The sequence below is a fragment of the Enterococcus sp. DIV1059_2 genome, from assembly GCF_051713685.1.
GTDB lineage: Bacteria > Bacillota > Bacilli > Lactobacillales > Enterococcaceae > Enterococcus_D > Enterococcus_D casseliflavus.
Genome location: NZ_JBIOQK010000001.1, coordinates 2,951,440 through 2,967,432 on the forward strand (window position 1 = coordinate 2,951,440; position 15,993 = coordinate 2,967,432).

At 43.7% G+C, this 15,993-nt stretch carries 19 protein-coding genes; 5 read left to right on the plus strand and 14 right to left on the minus strand.

The annotated features are described in order from the left end of the window. Positions 1–59: 59 nt before the first annotated feature. From IGI72_RS14035 to IGI72_RS14065, 7 genes are all read right to left on the minus strand, one after another. Positions 60–1,163: an alpha-hydroxy-acid oxidizing protein gene (locus tag IGI72_RS14035; RefSeq protein ID WP_438754620.1), complete on the minus strand. Its 1,104-nt coding sequence runs from the start codon at positions 1,161–1,163 to the stop codon at positions 60–62. Positions 1,164–1,307: 144 nt separating this feature from the next. Then, positions 1,308–1,730, minus strand: coding sequence for an NUDIX hydrolase (locus IGI72_RS14040; protein ID WP_438754622.1), 423 nt, complete (start codon positions 1,728–1,730; stop codon positions 1,308–1,310). Positions 1,731–1,834: 104 nt separating this feature from the next. Beyond that, entirely contained in the window at positions 1,835–2,152 is a 318-nt protein-coding gene (locus IGI72_RS14045; protein WP_005228559.1) for a DUF1292 domain-containing protein, read from the minus strand. A 22-nt stretch (positions 2,153–2,174) separates the two neighbouring features. Beyond that, the gene (ruvX, locus tag IGI72_RS14050; RefSeq protein ID WP_005234242.1) at positions 2,175–2,606 is read right to left on the minus strand and encodes a Holliday junction resolvase RuvX; all 432 of its coding nucleotides are present in this window, start codon (positions 2,604–2,606) and stop codon (positions 2,175–2,177) included. Then, on the minus strand, positions 2,606–2,872 hold the full coding sequence (locus IGI72_RS14055; protein ID WP_005228556.1) for an IreB family regulatory phosphoprotein: 267 nt from the start codon (positions 2,870–2,872) through the stop codon (positions 2,606–2,608). The genes ruvX and IGI72_RS14055 overlap by 1 nt, the downstream gene beginning before the upstream one ends. Before the next feature lie 145 nt (positions 2,873–3,017). Beyond that, positions 3,018–3,848 carry a TIGR03943 family putative permease subunit gene (locus IGI72_RS14060; RefSeq protein ID WP_438754624.1) on the minus strand — a complete coding sequence of 277 codons (831 nt, stop codon included), beginning with the start codon at positions 3,846–3,848 and terminating at the stop codon, positions 3,018–3,020. Positions 3,849–3,851: 3 nt separating this feature from the next. Beyond that, the gene (locus tag IGI72_RS14065) at positions 3,852–4,799 is read right to left on the minus strand and encodes a permease (RefSeq protein ID WP_086295667.1); all 948 of its coding nucleotides are present in this window, start codon (positions 4,797–4,799) and stop codon (positions 3,852–3,854) included. A 220-nt stretch (positions 4,800–5,019) separates the two neighbouring features. On the opposite strand from IGI72_RS14065, the gene IGI72_RS14070 reads away from it, so the two are divergent. After that, entirely contained in the window at positions 5,020–5,382 is a 363-nt protein-coding gene (locus IGI72_RS14070) for a thioredoxin family protein (protein ID WP_144771389.1), read from the plus strand. Between the two features lie 93 nt (positions 5,383–5,475). Here the strand turns inward: IGI72_RS14070 and IGI72_RS14075 are convergent, their stop codons facing one another. Then, complete coding sequence (locus IGI72_RS14075; RefSeq protein ID WP_005228549.1) at positions 5,476–6,150, minus strand: redox-sensing transcriptional repressor Rex; 675 nt, start codon at positions 6,148–6,150, stop codon at positions 5,476–5,478. A 217-nt stretch (positions 6,151–6,367) separates the two neighbouring features. On the opposite strand from IGI72_RS14075, the gene IGI72_RS14080 reads away from it, so the two are divergent. From IGI72_RS14080 to add, 4 genes are all read left to right on the plus strand, one after another. Then, positions 6,368–8,299: an ABC-F family ATP-binding cassette domain-containing protein gene (locus tag IGI72_RS14080; RefSeq protein WP_438754627.1), complete on the plus strand. Its 1,932-nt coding sequence runs from the start codon at positions 6,368–6,370 to the stop codon at positions 8,297–8,299. 100 nt (positions 8,300–8,399) lie between these two features. Then, positions 8,400–9,122, plus strand: a complete 723-nt coding sequence (locus IGI72_RS14085) for a C39 family peptidase (protein WP_438754629.1) — start codon at positions 8,400–8,402, stop codon at positions 9,120–9,122. Positions 9,123–9,270: 148 nt separating this feature from the next. Next, positions 9,271–10,377, plus strand: coding sequence for an alanine dehydrogenase (ald, locus tag IGI72_RS14090; protein ID WP_015510228.1), 1,107 nt, complete (start codon positions 9,271–9,273; stop codon positions 10,375–10,377). Between the two features lie 151 nt (positions 10,378–10,528). Further along, complete coding sequence (add, locus tag IGI72_RS14095) at positions 10,529–11,545, plus strand: adenosine deaminase (protein ID WP_438754631.1); 1,017 nt, start codon at positions 10,529–10,531, stop codon at positions 11,543–11,545. A 69-nt stretch (positions 11,546–11,614) separates the two neighbouring features. Here add and IGI72_RS14100 read toward each other — a convergent pair whose 3' ends face one another. The 6 genes from IGI72_RS14100 to IGI72_RS14125 all read right to left on the minus strand — a co-directional run bounded on the left by IGI72_RS14100 (position 11,615) and on the right by IGI72_RS14125 (position 15,993). Then, positions 11,615–12,382, minus strand: a complete 768-nt coding sequence (locus tag IGI72_RS14100; RefSeq protein WP_438754632.1) for a histidinol-phosphatase — start codon at positions 12,380–12,382, stop codon at positions 11,615–11,617. A gap of 24 nt (positions 12,383–12,406) precedes the next feature. After that, positions 12,407–12,493, minus strand: a complete 87-nt coding sequence (locus tag IGI72_RS14105; protein ID WP_096741585.1) for a LacI family DNA-binding transcriptional regulator — start codon at positions 12,491–12,493, stop codon at positions 12,407–12,409. A 158-nt stretch (positions 12,494–12,651) separates the two neighbouring features. Continuing rightward, positions 12,652–13,362, minus strand: a complete 711-nt coding sequence (locus IGI72_RS14110) for a GntR family transcriptional regulator (RefSeq protein WP_096741586.1) — start codon at positions 13,360–13,362, stop codon at positions 12,652–12,654. Positions 13,363–13,404: 42 nt separating this feature from the next. Next, entirely contained in the window at positions 13,405–14,304 is a 900-nt protein-coding gene (locus tag IGI72_RS14115) for a class I mannose-6-phosphate isomerase (protein ID WP_096741587.1), read from the minus strand. Between the two features lie 36 nt (positions 14,305–14,340). Then, positions 14,341–15,150 (minus strand): PTS system mannose/fructose/sorbose family transporter subunit IID, encoded by an 810-nt coding sequence (locus IGI72_RS14120; RefSeq protein ID WP_005234209.1) that lies wholly within the window; start codon positions 15,148–15,150, stop codon positions 14,341–14,343. Positions 15,151–15,162: 12 nt separating this feature from the next. Then, entirely contained in the window at positions 15,163–15,993 is an 831-nt protein-coding gene (locus IGI72_RS14125; protein ID WP_123833592.1) for a PTS mannose/fructose/sorbose/N-acetylgalactosamine transporter subunit IIC, read from the minus strand.

Here is a 15,993-nt window from a genome sequence, read left to right on the forward strand (position 1 = left end):
AAAAATCCATTAAAAAAAGCACTAGAATCAGCGATTCTAGCGCCTTTTTGAGGGATTACTTATAAATAGCGATTGTCCCGTAAAACGGCTTTTTTAATATCTGCCACCGTTTGCGTCCCCGCAAGCTGCATGACCATCTCCAATTCTTTTTTGAAGAAATCAAAGACTTGTTGAACACCGGTAGCACCACCTAGAGCCAACCCATAGATCACTGGGCGGCCGATCGCCACTAGATCTGCTCCGCAAGCAATCGCTTTAAAGACATGCTGTCCTCGCCGTACCCCGCTATCAAAGACGATCGGCGCCCGACCTGCCACTGCTTCAGCCACGATCTGTAAGGAATCAAAGGAAGCTGGACCACCATCCAATTGGCGTCCCCCGTGATTTGAGACCCAAATCCCTTGTGCACCTGCCCCTAAAGCTCGTTCCACATCTTCTTCTGATTGCACCCCTTTGACATAAACTGGCAAGTCAGATTCTTTGGCGATAAAAGCGACATCCTGGGGACTTAATTTTTGTTTTGAGGAGCCGTAAACGGCATCCATCGTTTGTCCGATCCCTGATTGATAGGCCTGAACGATCGGCATTGCCAACGGAAAGGTGAAGCCATTGCGGCGATCCGTTTCTCGATTGCCCCCAACAGTTGCATCTGCGGTCAAAACGATCGCTTTGGCGCCATTGCGTTTTGCCATCGCCAAGATGTCTTTATTGATGCCATCGTCTTTACTCATATAAAATTGGAACCACTGCGGCGCTTCATGACCACCAGCTGCTCGGATTTCTTCCAACGTACAAGAGGCATACGAACTCGCCGTATAGATCGTGCCAAAACGTGAAACACCTTTGGCTGACGCTTGTTCTGCCGCAACATTTGCTAAGCCGTGGGCGGCAACAGGCGCCATAATGATTGGCGCTGACAACGTATCGCCGCCAAAGGACAACGTTGTGTCCGGTAATTCAATGTCCTTTAAGACATGAGGAATGATCAATTTGTGATTGAAGGCGCGTTCATTTTCTTGATAGGTAAAAATATCCCCCGCACCACTGCTGATATAGCCATACCCACCTTTAGGAATCACTTCCTCTGCCGCGATCTCCAAATCGCGCATATTGATAAAATCGATTGCTCCTTCTGCGGTACTTGCTTGATAAATTTTTTCCATGCCTTTCCCTACTCTCCAATAAGATAACGTTTACATTTTCATCCTACCCCTGATTGCAGGATCACGCAACTCATTCGCTCACTCCTACTCAACACGCTGTTTTTACTTTTCAACTCAAGACAGCCCTCCATTGAGCTGGCTGAATTATTGTTTTGCTCGTTTAACATATTCTGCCAACAACAACGGCTGAATCGTTGGATATGTCCAGCTGGCAGGCGGCTCTGCCATTACATAGATTGCTTCGATCTCTGAGGTCAATTCATCCTGTAAGTCTGTGATCTGGGCTTCGAACACCAAGCCGTAATCGGTCTCCCCGTCTTTTTCTACACCATAGATAAATAACGGCTCTAGAGTAAAGTGCTTAGCGCCTGTTTCTTCTTTTAATTCACGGGCGGCACACTCTGTGATGCTTTCTCCTAGTTCTCGCTTGCCTCCAGGGATCTCCAATGTGTCTCGTTCTTTGTGTTTGACATAGACGAACTTTTCTTGGTACTTGCTGATGATCACCGCAAAGACTAACTGCTCTTCTGCGATCTTTTCAAGCTCGAATATCGTTACGTTACTCATTTTTCTCATTCCTTTCAAAAAAGCAGGCATGCTTCTATAATAAACAGTCGTTAAATCAAAAAAAGTGCTGATCCCTTATGGAAAGGGTCAGCACTTGCAACTTATTACTCTTCTTCTTCCGCCATGAATGTGTTGAAGACTTCTTCAATCATATCCCATTCTGCTTCTGTTTCGATCTGTTCTAATTCACCTTCAGAACCGTCTTCGTTTTCAATATAAGCGTACGCTTGTAATTCAACGTCTTCTTCTTCTGGTACGCCTGCTGGATAAAGCAAGACGTAGTTGCGGCCGAATTCTTCCGTACCGTCAACCGTTAATAGAATTTCGTATAAGGTTTCATTTCCTTGATCATCGATTAAAGTAATGTGTTCATGTCCTTCATGATCGTGATCGTGGTTATGATCGTGTGTATGTTCTGACATTTATTTTCCTCTTTTCTGTAAATTAAAACAGCTGTTTCCCAGCACCATCTAAATAATTCTGCAAAATCATGACTGCTGCTAATTTATCAATCACTTTTTTTCGTTTGGCACGCGATGTATTCGCCTGTTCTACCAGCATTCGTTCTGCTTGAACGGTCGTCAGACGTTCGTCTTGGTAAACGACCGGCAAACCGAATTGCTGTTCGATCGCTGCGCCGTAAGCCATAGAAGCTTCCGCTCTAGGTCCGATCGTATTATTCATATTTTTAGGTAGTCCTACCACAAAACGTGAGACTTCATATTCTTTCACCAATTCAGCAAGTCGATCATAACCGAAATTGCCTTCATCTTCATTGATGCGAATGATCTCGATCCCTTGTGCTGTCCAGCCCATTGGGTCACTGACCGCCACGCCGACTGTCCGCGAACCAACATCCAATCCCATGATTCTCATTATAGGTTGATCCCGTGATTGCCTAAATAATAACGGATCAGAACTTCCATGATCTCATCCCGTTCGTGACGACGAATCAAATTCCGGGCATCCCGATAACGAGGAATGTAAGCCGGGTCGCCAGAAAGGAGATAACCGACGATTTGATTGATCGGATTGTATCCTTTTTCCTCTAATGCTCGGTAGACGATAGCTAATGTTTCGCTGACTTCTTTTTTACGGCTATCATCAAAATCAAAGCGAACTGTTTCATCTGTAAAACCCATTTCACGACACCTCTCTTTTGTATAGATTTTAGCATATGTTCCTACTATATTGTACTAAACGTTTGATAAAACTACAAACATATGCTTAGATTTTCTCCATTATAACAAAGGTTTATGATGTTTTTATGAACTTTCTTAAAAAAAGCTAGAAAGCGCGATAGACATACTGGTTTTCTGGTGCTTCAATCGTCTTCTCTTGGTCTGCTACCACCATCGGCAAGTCCCGTTTGAAGGGTTGATAGTACTTCGATTGGATCGTCCCTTCCACGTGGAGCCACTGGTTATTTTCTGCCGTTGTTTGTTGTGGTAATTCCACTCGCAAGCCAAAAACGCCTGAATCAGCCACACAATGGATAATGCCAAAACGAAACAAAAAGATTTCATTGGCATCATCTTGATCTGCATGGTACACAAATCCATCATAGGTGATTTTCTTGCCAATAAATTCGCTCGGGTACGTATAGATCAACTCCATGACTTCCAAGTAATTTTCTTCCGTTACCGCAATTGTCTCATCTTTGGCGTAACGTGCCAACGCTGCATCCATCTGAGTGTCATAATCTTCTTTGTTAAAATAAAGACTTGTATCGGGTTTCAGATATTGGGTCGTCATTTCTGGATCCCCCACAGATTCTTCACTTAGGGGGAAATTAAACCCTTTTGCTTCAACGATCGTCGTATCCAAGCTAACGGTGGGGAAAAAGAGACCCACGATGATCGGTAAGGCTAATAGAAAATACGCAATCACTCGTTGGTGTTTTTTCTCCAATCCATGCTGATGCTCATCGTCATGATGATGCTCAGGCTCTTGTTTGACCCAAAAATACAGCTGGACCAAAGCCAATAATAAAGAAATGATTATGGATAAAATAGCGAGATAGCGATAATGAATGTTGATAAACTGATTGAGTTTGCCCGTCACTTGCAAGTACATCATCAATTCAAAATAGCCTGATAAGATCAAAAAACGAACCATTCTTTACACCACCCATGCATAAATTGAAACGACGATTGCGACTAATCCAACTAAAGAAGCGATAAAACGCCCCGAAAAGTACCGCTTCATCATCAACAGGTTTTTAATATCTACCATTGGACCAAAAACCAGGAAACCGACGACTGGTCCAGTGCCGAATAAACTCAACAACGAAGAGCCGATAAAGGCATCTGCTTCGGAACATAGGGATAACGTTAGTGCCAACAACAGCATGACGAAGACCGCTAACAGCTTCGTGGAGCCTAATGTCAGCATCAAGCCAGTTGGCAGATAGGTCTGCATCGCTGAGGCGATCAACGCACCAATGATCAAATAACGCCCAGTATCGAAAAACTCATCCAAACTATGCTGCAGCAAATGACGAATCTGCCGAAGGAGCGGATGACTGCTCTTTTCCGTTTGATGGTGGGCGTGATCATGCCCCTGATGGTGTGGGTGAGCTGCCTGCTCATTCCCGCCACTTAATTGATTGGCAAGCCGTGTTTTTAAGACCTCTTGTTTGTTAAAATACGCCAGCCAGATCCCCACGACCATTGCGACCAATAAGCTGCCCAGTACACGCAAAAAGGCGAACTTCGCGGAATTTCCAAAGGCAATGAATGTAGAAAAAATCACGATAGGATTGATGATCGGTGCAGTCAGCATAAAGGCAAACGCCGTATACACTGGCACCTCTTTTTTTACGAACTGATTAACGATCGGTACGATCCCACATTCGCAGGAAGGAAAAAAGACCCCCAGACCACAACCAACTGTGATCGATGCCAATTTGTTTTTTGGTAAGAGTCTCGTGACTCTTTCTGGCGTCAAGAAGACTTGTAAAGCACCTGAGATCAAGCAGCCCAATAGGACAAACGGCAAGGCTTCAATGACGATAGATAAAAAAATAACACTCATTTGCAGGACAGAATTCGGTAATGCCTGAAACATAACTTTAACCTTCTTTATCAATAAATTCGAAACGCTGGAATTACTATACGTTTTTTCCTTTTTTTATACAACGTTTTTTTTAAAGCAGCCTATTTTTTTAATCGTTGCTTTAGATTTCCCTTATCTTTGAATCCTTCTTACTCACCTAAGCGATCAGCTGCTAGCAGATATTTTGACTTTTCCTCAAGAACAGCGTACATTTTCCATGGAGGAATGACTTATGCAAAAAAATCAACCGATCCAAGAGCAGCTCGCCCAACAACCGTTGGCACTACTCTATCTCTCTCAACCGAATTGCAGTATTTGTGTTGCGGACAAACCACGCATCCAAAAACTGGCACAAACCCAGCAACTCCCCCTAGTTACCATCAACACGCTGGCAGAGCCAGAAGCAGCCAGTTTATTTTCGGTCTTGACGGTTCCCGTCGTCCTCTTGTTCGCGAATGGGAAAGAAGTGCATCGTGAAGCCCGCATCATCGATTTCACCCGTTTGACTCAACAAATCTTGCGGTATCAAGAAGCGCTCACAAGCGTTGAAGAGCAAGATTCCTACGAATCACTTTTTGACCAGTTAGACGAGTAAGATCAGTGGTGAAAAAGCAAAAAACAGCTGTCAGATCGTTGTATATACTACGATCTGGCAGCTGTTTTGTTGGTTCCTATTTATGTGATGCGATTATTCGCTTAGTGATGGTTCTTCTACTGGTTCTTCATGGGACAAGACGTTGCCTGAATGCAAGAAATAAATCAATGTTTGCAATTCATTGGTTAAGTCAACGTTTTGAATCAGCACGCCTTTTGGTGCAGTGATCCGTGCAGGTGTAAAGTTCAAGATTCCTTTAATGCCAGCTTTCACAAGCTCGTTCACTAAATCTTGTGAATGTTGTGCGGGAACCGTCAAAATAGCCACATCGATCTGCTGGATCTTCACTTGTTCCTTCATGTCATCCATTGGATAGACCGGCACACCATCTACGATTCGACCAACTAGATCTTCGTTGACATCAAATGCGGCACTGATCCGAATGCTGTTGCTTTGGTGAAATTTGTATTTCAACAAGGCGCTCCCCAAGTTTCCGACACCGACTAAAGCTACATTCGTCATGTGGTCTTCGTTCAATGTCTTCGCAAAGAACTGCATCAAGCTTTCAACGTCATAGCCATAGCCGCGTTTTCCTAATTCACCAAAGTAGGAAAAGTCGCGGCGGATCGTCGCACTATCAACTTGAACAGCTTCACTTAGTTCGGTCGAAGAAACTTTTAATTTGCCAGCTTGGTGCAAAATACGCAAGTAACGATAATATAAAGGCAATCGCTTCGCTGTTGCCTTTGGAATTTGATGATCTTTCAAAGAATACTCCCCCATTGTGAAAAATTCACTTGTGATGAAGCTATCATAACAAATACATTGTTCAAAAATCAATTTGAATGCTCATAATTTGAAATATAAATTTTATAATGGTAAAATCAAGCTTTTTCCCAATCGCCGTTTCCCCTAAAATATGATAGACTTGTAGTATTGCAACCTTGATACAGACAAGTTTCTTAAAGATAGGAATGACATACACATGATTTTATTACAAGCCAACCAAATCGCCCGTCTTTTCGGAGCCGAGGTTTTATTTGAAAATATCCAATTAGAAATTGCCAGCAATTCCCGAATCGCGCTTGTTGGGCGCAACGGTGCTGGTAAATCAACGCTACTGAAAATTATTGCTGGACTCGAAAGTCCTGATAAAGGAACGATCGCTAAAAACAAGACCGCTACGATGGGCTACTTAGCTCAAGATACCGGACTTGATAGTCAGGCCACTGTTTGGGAAGAAATGCTGGGAGCTTTTGCAACGGTTCGTGAGATGGAGCAGCGCATGCGTGCCTTAGAGATCGCCATCTCCGAAGCAGATCCTGCTGCTGACTCTGGCAATCTCCTGAAAGAATACGACCAATTGCAACATGAATTTGCAGAAAAAAACGGCTATGGCTATGAAAATGAGATTCGCTCCGTCTTGCACGGTTTTCAGTTTGATCCTTCTTTTTACACGCAAGCCATCAATACCCTTTCTGGTGGTCAAAAAACCCGCTTGGCATTAGCAAAAATGCTGCTGCAAAAACCTGATATCTTGATCCTCGATGAACCGACCAACCATTTAGACATCGAAACGTTATCTTGGTTGGAAAACTATCTACAAGGATATGCCGGTGCATTGCTGATCGTTTCCCATGACCGTTACTTCTTAGACAAAGTCGTCAACGAAGTCTACGAACTGAGTCGCCAAAAAATGCGCCACTACAAAGGCAATTACAGCCGTTATTTGACCCTGAAAGCGGAGCAGTTGCAAAGTGAATGGAAAGCCTTTGAAAAGCAGCAAGAAGAAATCAATAAACTGGAAGACTTTGTTGCCCGCAACCTTGTCCGTGCGTCTACCACCAAACGCGCGCAAAGCCGCCGTAAGCAATTAGAGAAAATGGATCGGCTGGATCGCCCGCAAGGAGATGAAAAATCCGCCCACTTCCTTTTTTCCATTGAAAAGCCTTCAGGAAATGTTGTGATGCAAGTAGAAAATGCCGCTATCGGTTATTCTGAAGAAGAAGTCTTATCGGCGCCCATCGACTTAGATGTTCGGCGCAAAGATGCGATCGCTTTAGTGGGACCGAATGGGATCGGCAAATCAACCTTACTGAAATCGCTGATTCATAAAATCCCCTTTATTCAAGGAAAGGTCCATTTTGGCGCCAATGTCTCAATCGGGTACTATGACCAAACCCAATCCGATCTGCACTCAACCAAAACGATCCTTAATGAGCTTTGGGATGACCACAGTACCACACCTGAAGTCGAGATTCGCAATATATTAGGCAGCTTCTTATTTTCGGGAGAAGATGTTGAAAAGCCGATCACGCTGTTAAGCGGTGGCGAAAAAGCCCGTGTCGCTTTGGCAAAATTAGCCATGGACCATGACAATTTCTTGATTTTGGATGAGCCAACCAACCATTTAGACATCGACAGCAAAGAAGTCTTAGAAAATGCCCTGATCGATTATGAAGGCACTTTGTTCTTCGTATCTCATGACCGCTACTTTATCAATCGAATCGCCACCAAGGTCGTGGAACTGTCTGAAAACGGCAGCAAGCTCTATCTCGGCGATTACGATTATTATTTAGAAAAGAAACAAGAAGAAGCTGAGATCGCAGCAATGTTGGAAGCAAAAACAACCGAAACCACCCTCTCAGCGGGCAAGCAAAACTTTGTCCAAAGCAAGGAACAGCAAAAAGCCGTTAGAACCTTACAGCGAAAAGTCACCCAAATCGAAGAAGAACTTGCCGCAATAGAAGAAACGATCCAACAACTTGAACAAGACATGACCGCACCAGATGCGTTGAATGATCATGTCAAATTGACCGCGTTGAATCAAGCATTAGAACAAGTCCGCACTGAACAAGAAGCTCTACTAGAAGCATGGGAAAATACTAGCTTAGAACTAGAAGCATTTGACAGTTGATCGAGGAATCGGTCTGTAGGCCGATGACAAGCGCCCCCTCCTTTGTTTTACTTAAAAGAACAGGATGAATACGTACGATTCGTAAAACAAGGAGGGAAAAATGCAAAAACAGACAGATGTTTATCGAAAGCGTCGGCCAATGGTTGTTTTGGCAGGATTGGTGTTGATTTGGATAGGGTTCAATCGAATCTCTCATCACGTGTTGTACGGAGAGTTGTCTGAACACGTGCATACCGTCGTTGCCTATGATGAGAGTTATGACGACGAATATGTTTATTCTCAGGCTATCTTTAGTGATGACATCAATGCTTATTTATGGGAAATGGACATCACGACACCGATTTTCTTGCAGACGAACGAAGATTGGGCCGATAGATCCTATGGCAATGACGGCAGCCAAACCTTAGCAGAAAACGGCTGTGCGATTGCTTCTCTTGCGATGGTTCAATCCTATCTTGAAGGCTATCCCATTTCGCCACTAGAAGTCCTTGAATGGGCAGGAGATCATTATTACGTTGACGGCCAAGGAACGGACTGGCGGATTTTTTCTGACTTTGCCGATGCAAACGGCTACAACTATTATGATCTTGGCACAGATCTAGCCAGCGTTGAAACTTACTTGCAACAAAATCATCCCGTCATCGTTTCTGTGACTCCAGGGGAATTTACAGATGGCGGCCATATTATGGTCTTAGGTGGAATGATGGACGATCAAGTGTTTGTCTTAGATCCCAATGATGATCCAGAAAAATCCCATTACGCTATCTATTACACACTAGATGAAATCGCTAATCAAAGCTTACGCTTTTGGACCTTCAGCTGATTGATCGAAAAAAGTCCCCTTTCGGGGCTTTTTTCTTTGTCGTCCCGAAAGCAGCAACTGGATCTTACTTTTTTAATAAAAAAACCATTCTTTCTCCCCTTAGGAATCCGCTTTCTATTATAATGGAAGAAAGAAAGGTGTGAAGTCTATGAAAATCGGTATCCCAAAAGAAATCAAGAACAATGAAAATCGTGTGGCATTGCCGCCCTCGGGAGTCTATGAGTTAGTCCAAGACGGACACGAAGTCTTCGTTGAACAAGGCGCTGGTGCAGGATCAACCTTTTCTGATCAAGCGTATCAGGAAGTCGGCGCTACGATTGCTACCGCTGAAGAGGTTTGGGCCTCTGAATTGGTTATGAAAGTCAAAGAACCTTTACCAGAAGAATATCCCTTTTTGCATGAGGGACTGGTTTTATTCACCTATTTCCACGTAGCCGCCAATCAACAGCTTGCTCAAGCGTTGATCGACAGCAAAGTGATCGCTGTTGCTTATGAAAATGTCCAGCTGGCGAACGGCACCCTGCCTCTGCTCTCCCCCATGAGTGAGATCGCTGGAAGAATGTCTGTTCAAATCGGCGCGCAATTTCTCGAAAAAATATATGGCGGAAAAGGGATCTTGCTTTCAGGTGTTCCCGGCGTCCGTCAAGGTCGGGTAACGATCATTGGTGGTGGCGTTGCCGGTGAGAATGCCGCGAGAGTCGCCGTAGGTCTAGGCGCACAAGTGACGATTTTAGACGTTTCGATCCCACGCTTACAAGAGCTGGATCGACAGTTTTCTGGTCAAGTTCAAACCTTGTATTCCAATCGCTTGAATATCGAACGAACGATCCAATCCGCAGACTTGGTGGTAGGAGCCGTCTTATTGCCAGGACAAAAAGCCCCGTGCTTAGTGACCCGCGACATGGTGAAACAGATGCCTGAAAAATCCGTGATCGTCGATATTGCCATTGACCAAGGCGGAATTTTTGAGACCGAAGACAAAGTCACCACCCACGACGAGCCAACCTATATCCGGGAAGAAGTTATTCACTATGCAGTGGCGAATATGCCAGGTGCTGTGCCGCAAACGGCAACCATCGCATTGAGCATTGCCACCTTACCGTATGCCCAGCAGCTAGCGAACGATCCTTTAGCAGCGTTGCGAGAAAATCAGGCACTTGCCAAAGGGGTCATCGCCTATGAGGGCGCATTTACTTCAAAAGAAGCCGCTCACGATCTGTCATTGCCTTTTACCGATCTATCGGAATTGATTTGAGCCACTCTCCCACAATAAAAACAGCAGCCGCACAAGTAATTCGCGGCTGCTGTTTTGCTTTCTATGAGAATTTCCTTTTTTGGGTAGCATGGGCTTTGGAAGTATGCTATATTCATACTTAAAAAAATTCGACCTAGACAGGAGGAACACTGTGCTTACTCAACAACAAATCCAAGCATTTCCCAAAGTAGAACTTCACTGCCACCTCGACGGTTCCATTCGTCCAGAAACATTGATCGCCATCGCCAATCAGCAAGAACTACCGATCGAGCAAGACATAGAAGCTGTGAAAGCACAGATGCAAGCCCCCAAAGATTGTCATGACCTGAGGGATTATCTTCGCTGCTTTGATTTCGTTCGGCCGTATTTGCAAACACAAGAAGCGTTAGCAGCTGCCGCCTATGACGTGATGGAACAAGCCGCTCAAGATGGGGTCGCTTATATTGAGATCCGCTTTGCTCCCAGCTTATCGATGGACAAAGGACTCACTTGCAGCCAGACCATCCAAGCCGTGATCGAAGGCATCGCACGAGCAGAAGAACGCTACCCAATCAAAGGCAATGTTTTGATCATTGGGATGCGTCAAGAAGACCTACCAGCTATTACGGCGATTTTTGATGAAGCGATCGCTCTTACCGATGAAAAAGTCGTCGGCATTGATCTGGCAGGTCCAGAAGAAGACGGGTACGTCCCTGATTTAGCTGCCAGCTATCAAGTGTTCCTCAAGGACCAAAGTGTCCAGCTGACCTTACATGCAGGCGAATGCGGCTGTGTGCAAAACATTTATCAAGCCATCGAAAGCGGTGCGCAGCGGATTGGCCACGGCATCGCCTTAAAAGGAGATCCTACTGCTCAAGCGTTTGTTCGAGAACAAAATCGCTGTATCGAAGGCTGCCCTACCAGCAATGTTCATACGCGTGCGATTCCCACATACTCGGCATACCCATTAAGAGAATGGCTGGAGGCCAAGGTCCCTTTTTGTTTGAACACCGATAACCGAACGGTCTCAAACACGACATTGACCAATGAATACCTGCAAATGGCTCATCATTGCGACATGTCCGAATCAGAGATGCGCTTCTTAAACGAAACTGCCGCTCAGCATTCCTTTGCGGAAGCTTCCGACAAAGCGGTACTCTTGAAAAAAATTCAAGAATGGCAATTCTAATAAACATGGACGCTAGTGATCCCCACTGACGTCCATGTTTTATTTCCAAAACGTTCAACTTTCTTTCCTTCACGCAAAGAAGAGCCGATCGATCCGTGTTAACCCCAAAGCATCGATTTCTAAAAGAGCTCTTTCGTAAATTTCTGTATTCGTTAAAGCCGCACTCTCGTGGGCATCGATCCCAATAATACAAGAGCAGCCGACTTCCTTGGCGATCTTCCAAAATTCAGGATGCGGATAGCCACCGTTCGTATAGCCTGCCAAATTATACTCCAACGGCAGCTGATACTCTTTGGCTTTTTCACATAAGCGGTAGGCAACTTCTTCACAATGAGAATCGAAGGTTTTATAGCCCCGCATGAACACATCTGGGTGTGCCATATAAGCAAAAATTTCTGATTCAATTCCCTGTAAAGAAACACGGAGATAATCTTTGATCGCTTTTACCGAATCCCCAGGTGTATGGTCGTAATAGTGATTGCTTTCGATTTCAGGAAAGTGATTGCCAAAAATCAAATAGTCGATCGACAGCCTTTCTTTCTCTGCAACTAGCCAAGGGATCATTGTTTCAAAATATTCACACTCTAATCCTAATTTCACATCGATTTGTCCTTGGTACTTTTCCCTTAAGCTTTTCACCGATGAAACGTAATCTTCCAATTGCGCAACATCCATCCGCATGGGGGAGACATACCCATCCCCAAAGGGCCAGGGACAATGATCAGCGAAGCCGATTTCCTTAAAGCCAGCTTGGATGGCTTTGATCACATAGTCTTCATCAGAATCCCGTGCATGTTTGCATCGAGTTGTGTGAGTATGATAGTTTGCTTTCCACATGGTTATTCACTCCTTTGTGTTTCTTCACTCATGTATTTTTTTATTAATTACTCGTAAAACGGTGTTCACAGACCCATTGGCAAGCTTTGCCACATCTTGCATATTTCCCATCCCCCCATTCAATTAAAGCGCTTTCTTCTATAATAACAAACTATCCCTCTATTTCGCAGATATTTGGTCAATAAAACAAAAAAAGCAGTTGAAGTTTCCTGATTACGGATACTTCAACTGCTTTTTGCTATTTAATAAATAGTCCTCACTACTCATGATTACTCAGACAGTTCAAAAATAAAGGAGTTAAGATCTCCACGATATTTCGAAATGGAGTATTCGATTGGTAAACGATCATAAGAAAACCCTTGGGTATGGAAATAAAACAACGGTTCATCTAAATCGATATCCAGTAAATCACTCGCTGTCTCGTCAGCTTTGATCACTTCTAGCTTTCGCGATACTGTTTTTACCGGATACCCCATCTCCTCAAATTTACGATAAAGTTTCTCCTGTGAAAAATCGGCATGAATCAACTCTGGAAATAGATGAAACGGGATATAACTTGTAACCAAAACTATCGGTTTTTTTTCAGCAAAACGTAGACGGGTCAGCTTATATACTTTAGCGCCTGGTGCTAAGGCAAGATTTTCGGAAACTTCCTCAGTCGCACGAACCACACCAAATTTTAAGACGTGTGTTTCAGGCATTAATCCTTTGCGTGACATTTCAGAGTCATAGCTTTCAATGACATGGGTAAATTCTTGTTGTATTTTGGGCTTACGTACGATGGTTCCTCGTCTTTTTCTTTTCTCTAAATAGCCCTCATTGACTAGCGCTTGAATGGCTTGACGAATCGTAGGACGACTGACACCATAGATTTCAGCTAGTTCTAATTCAGTAGGAATGAGTTGATTTTCGCTATATTCATTTGTCTCGATCTTATTCAAAATATCTTGTCGTATTTTCTTATGCAGCGGAATGTTCATTGGCACCTACTCCTCTAATTCTTGCTTTCATTATAACATAGGTTAGGATGACCAATAAATATGAGGAGTCGCTATAATGGCTTCAGCTTTTCCAATTATTGAGATGCACTCATGAGGCAACAGTAAAATACTTTGTCCCGACTGACACACTGATCCCGCTATTTTTAACTCACCATTTACTATCGTTACGACACTCGCTACATCAGCTGAATTCTTGAGTGTCTGTTCGACAACTAAGTGCTTGATCGTGAATTCTCTTAGTTGAACTTCTTCTCCAAGTTTAAAAGTTGTCTTGGTGACTTTTTGCATCGGTTGTAGCGTTTCTACTGCACGTTTTACATGTAATTGTCTTTTTTTGCCAAATTCATCGGTTCGGTCGTAATCATAAAACCGATACGTAATGTCGGTTGCTTGCTGGATTTCATAGACCAATGCTCCTTTGGTCAGAGCGTGGATCGTGCCTGAGGGAATATAGATCAAATCTTCTCGGGACACGGGATATTCCTTTAATAGACGAGAATAGCTTCCCTGAGCGATCGCTTGTACTAAACTTTTTTTATCGGCAATCCGTTGTTCAGCATAGATCCACTTTTTCTCCGGAGCTTCTAGAAAATACCATGCTTCACTTTTCCCATAAGGCATCCCTTCCTTTTCTCTTGCTACTTGGTCTGTCGGATGTACTTGAATACTCAGGTCTTCATCACAAGCCGTAAAAGAAATGATCAGAGGATAAACTGCTCCTAGCGGCAAGCCAAACTTCGCTGGGTTTTCTTGGATCAGTTGGTTCAAAGTCACCTCCTGATCTCTCACTTTGCAATCAATCTCTGGAATTCCGCTCAGAGAATAGATCGAGCCAACTTTGGCACTTGCGCTGGAAATATAGTGCTTCAAACGAGGTGTTCCCCATATTCGCTCTCGTAATTCAGGGACTAAAATATACACAACGATTCCTCCTTAATCTGCTTGGGCAAACGCCTGCTAAAACACACCGATGATAACGCCTACTGCAGAAATAACCGTCAATACTAAGATCACTTTTGTTGCAGTCATTTGTTTTGAGGTCAAGAGATACCAAGCAAGTAAAACCATTGCTAGGGGGAGAATCTTAGGGAAAATCCCATCTAATACGGTTTGTAGTGCCTGAACCTCCTCACCCATTGGGATTTCAAGGGCAGTCGTCAACGCAATATTGGATGCAGCTAAGCCGCCAACTACCATCACCCCAAGTATATTGAATGCATCAGTGATTCGTTTCGCATTTTCCCCAACAATGACATCGATCGCATTTACACCTAATCGATAACCATTCATGAAACAAATATACGAAATCAATGGTCCAATAATGCCATAGCTCACTAAATAAAAGAGTGGACCTAATGGATTCCCACCTGCAGCTAATCCCATTGCAATGGACAAGAGGATTGGAACAATAATTCCCTGAATGATTGAATCGCCGATTCCTGCGAGTGGCCCCATCAATGTAGTTTTGATATTGATTGGCATTTCTTCTGGTACATCTGCACCTAAAGCAATTTTTTCTTCCAATGAAGCCACGATTCCATTGATCAGTTGTCCCGTTTGAGGTTCTGTATTGTAAAACATTGAATGCCGCAAAAACAAGCGTCGTTTTGCCTCAGGATCATTTTTGTAATATTTTTCAGCAAATGGAATATAAGAATATGCCCATGCGTGTGCTTGCAATTTCTCATAACTCATGGACGACAAATGAGTGAATCCCCAACGACGCCATATGCTACGCAATTCTTTTTTACTTAATGTATTCTCCATAATTAACCCCTCCTAAAACAAATCATCATCTTCATAAGCTACATTTGTTCCTTGAACCTCTGGAGCCGTTTGAGTCATCGTGGTCTTCCCTGTACTCAAATAAACGATATAAGCAACCATCGCCGCTAAGAAAACAAGTGCGATCATATTCAGATTGGCAAATGCCATCAAAACAAACCCTGCAAAAAAGAACACTAAATGTGCTTTTTCTTTAATGACGATCCCCATCAACATTGCGATCCCCAAGGCAGGTAGCACGCCGCCTAAAACAGAAATAATATCCGTAACGACATCTGGGACATTGTTTAACAACCAATCAACCAATCCTCGGCCAAAGAAAATCGCCGCAAAAATGGGGACAGCTCTCAACAAAAAGGTTGTGATCTGTGGATAAACGATATGGTTCATGACGATCCCTCGCTCATCGATCGTTTCAGCCGCAGTCTGAGCACGCGTATTCCAGAATGAATACAAAGCCATTCGTGTATTATAAAAAATCAATCCAAATGTTTGGCCAATTAAAATTGCTAAGGTAACTGCAACTGCTGGATCTTTAGTCGTCGCTAATGCAAGTCCGATGCCACCATAAGCAGCATAGGTAATTTCACTATTTGTCGCGCCCCCTGTCGAAAGATTGGCAATGAAAACTGCCTGAACCGCTAATCCACATAGAACACCCGCCTGAATATCCCCAAATGCGATCCCTGTTAGAAACCCTGCGATAAGCGGACGGCCAACAACATAGAACCCTCCACTCATCCCAAAAAGCCACGGACTTTCAATCGCACCTAAATAGCAGAATATCCCCGTTAACAATGCTGGCAATAATAAACTCCCATTCAT

Coding starts and splice junctions, on each gene's coding strand:
- IGI72_RS14035 (WP_438754620.1), bottom strand. CDS start 1,163: ATGGAAAAAATTTATCAAGCAAGTACCGCAGAAGGAGCAATCGATTTT.
- IGI72_RS14040 (WP_438754622.1), bottom strand. CDS start 1,730: ATGAGTAACGTAACGATATTCGAGCTTGAAAAGATCGCAGAAGAGCAG.
- IGI72_RS14045 (WP_005228559.1), bottom strand. CDS start 2,152: ATGTCAGAACATACACACGATCATAACCACGATCACGATCATGAAGGA.
- ruvX (WP_005234242.1), bottom strand. CDS start 2,606: ATGAGAATCATGGGATTGGATGTTGGTTCGCGGACAGTCGGCGTGGCG.
- IGI72_RS14055 (WP_005228556.1), bottom strand. CDS start 2,872: ATGGGTTTTACAGATGAAACAGTTCGCTTTGATTTTGATGATAGCCGT.
- IGI72_RS14060 (WP_438754624.1), bottom strand. CDS start 3,848: ATGGTTCGTTTTTTGATCTTATCAGGCTATTTTGAATTGATGATGTAC.
- IGI72_RS14065 (WP_086295667.1), bottom strand. CDS start 4,799: ATGTTTCAGGCATTACCGAATTCTGTCCTGCAAATGAGTGTTATTTTT.
- IGI72_RS14070 (WP_144771389.1), top strand. CDS start 5,020: ATGCAAAAAAATCAACCGATCCAAGAGCAGCTCGCCCAACAACCGTTG.
- IGI72_RS14080 (WP_438754627.1), top strand. CDS start 6,368: ATGATTTTATTACAAGCCAACCAAATCGCCCGTCTTTTCGGAGCCGAG.
- IGI72_RS14085 (WP_438754629.1), top strand. CDS start 8,400: ATGCAAAAACAGACAGATGTTTATCGAAAGCGTCGGCCAATGGTTGTT.
- ald (WP_015510228.1), top strand. CDS start 9,271: ATGAAAATCGGTATCCCAAAAGAAATCAAGAACAATGAAAATCGTGTG.
- IGI72_RS14100 (WP_438754632.1), bottom strand. CDS start 12,382: ATGTGGAAAGCAAACTATCATACTCACACAACTCGATGCAAACATGCA.
- IGI72_RS14105 (WP_096741585.1), bottom strand. CDS start 12,493: ATGGGAAATATGCAAGATGTGGCAAAGCTTGCCAATGGGTCTGTGAAC.
- IGI72_RS14110 (WP_096741586.1), bottom strand. CDS start 13,362: ATGAACATTCCGCTGCATAAGAAAATACGACAAGATATTTTGAATAAG.
- IGI72_RS14120 (WP_005234209.1), bottom strand. CDS start 15,150: ATGGAGAATACATTAAGTAAAAAAGAATTGCGTAGCATATGGCGTCGT.
- IGI72_RS14125 (WP_123833592.1), bottom strand. CDS start 15,993: ATGAATGGGAGTTTATTATTGCCAGCATTGTTAACGGGGATATTCTGC.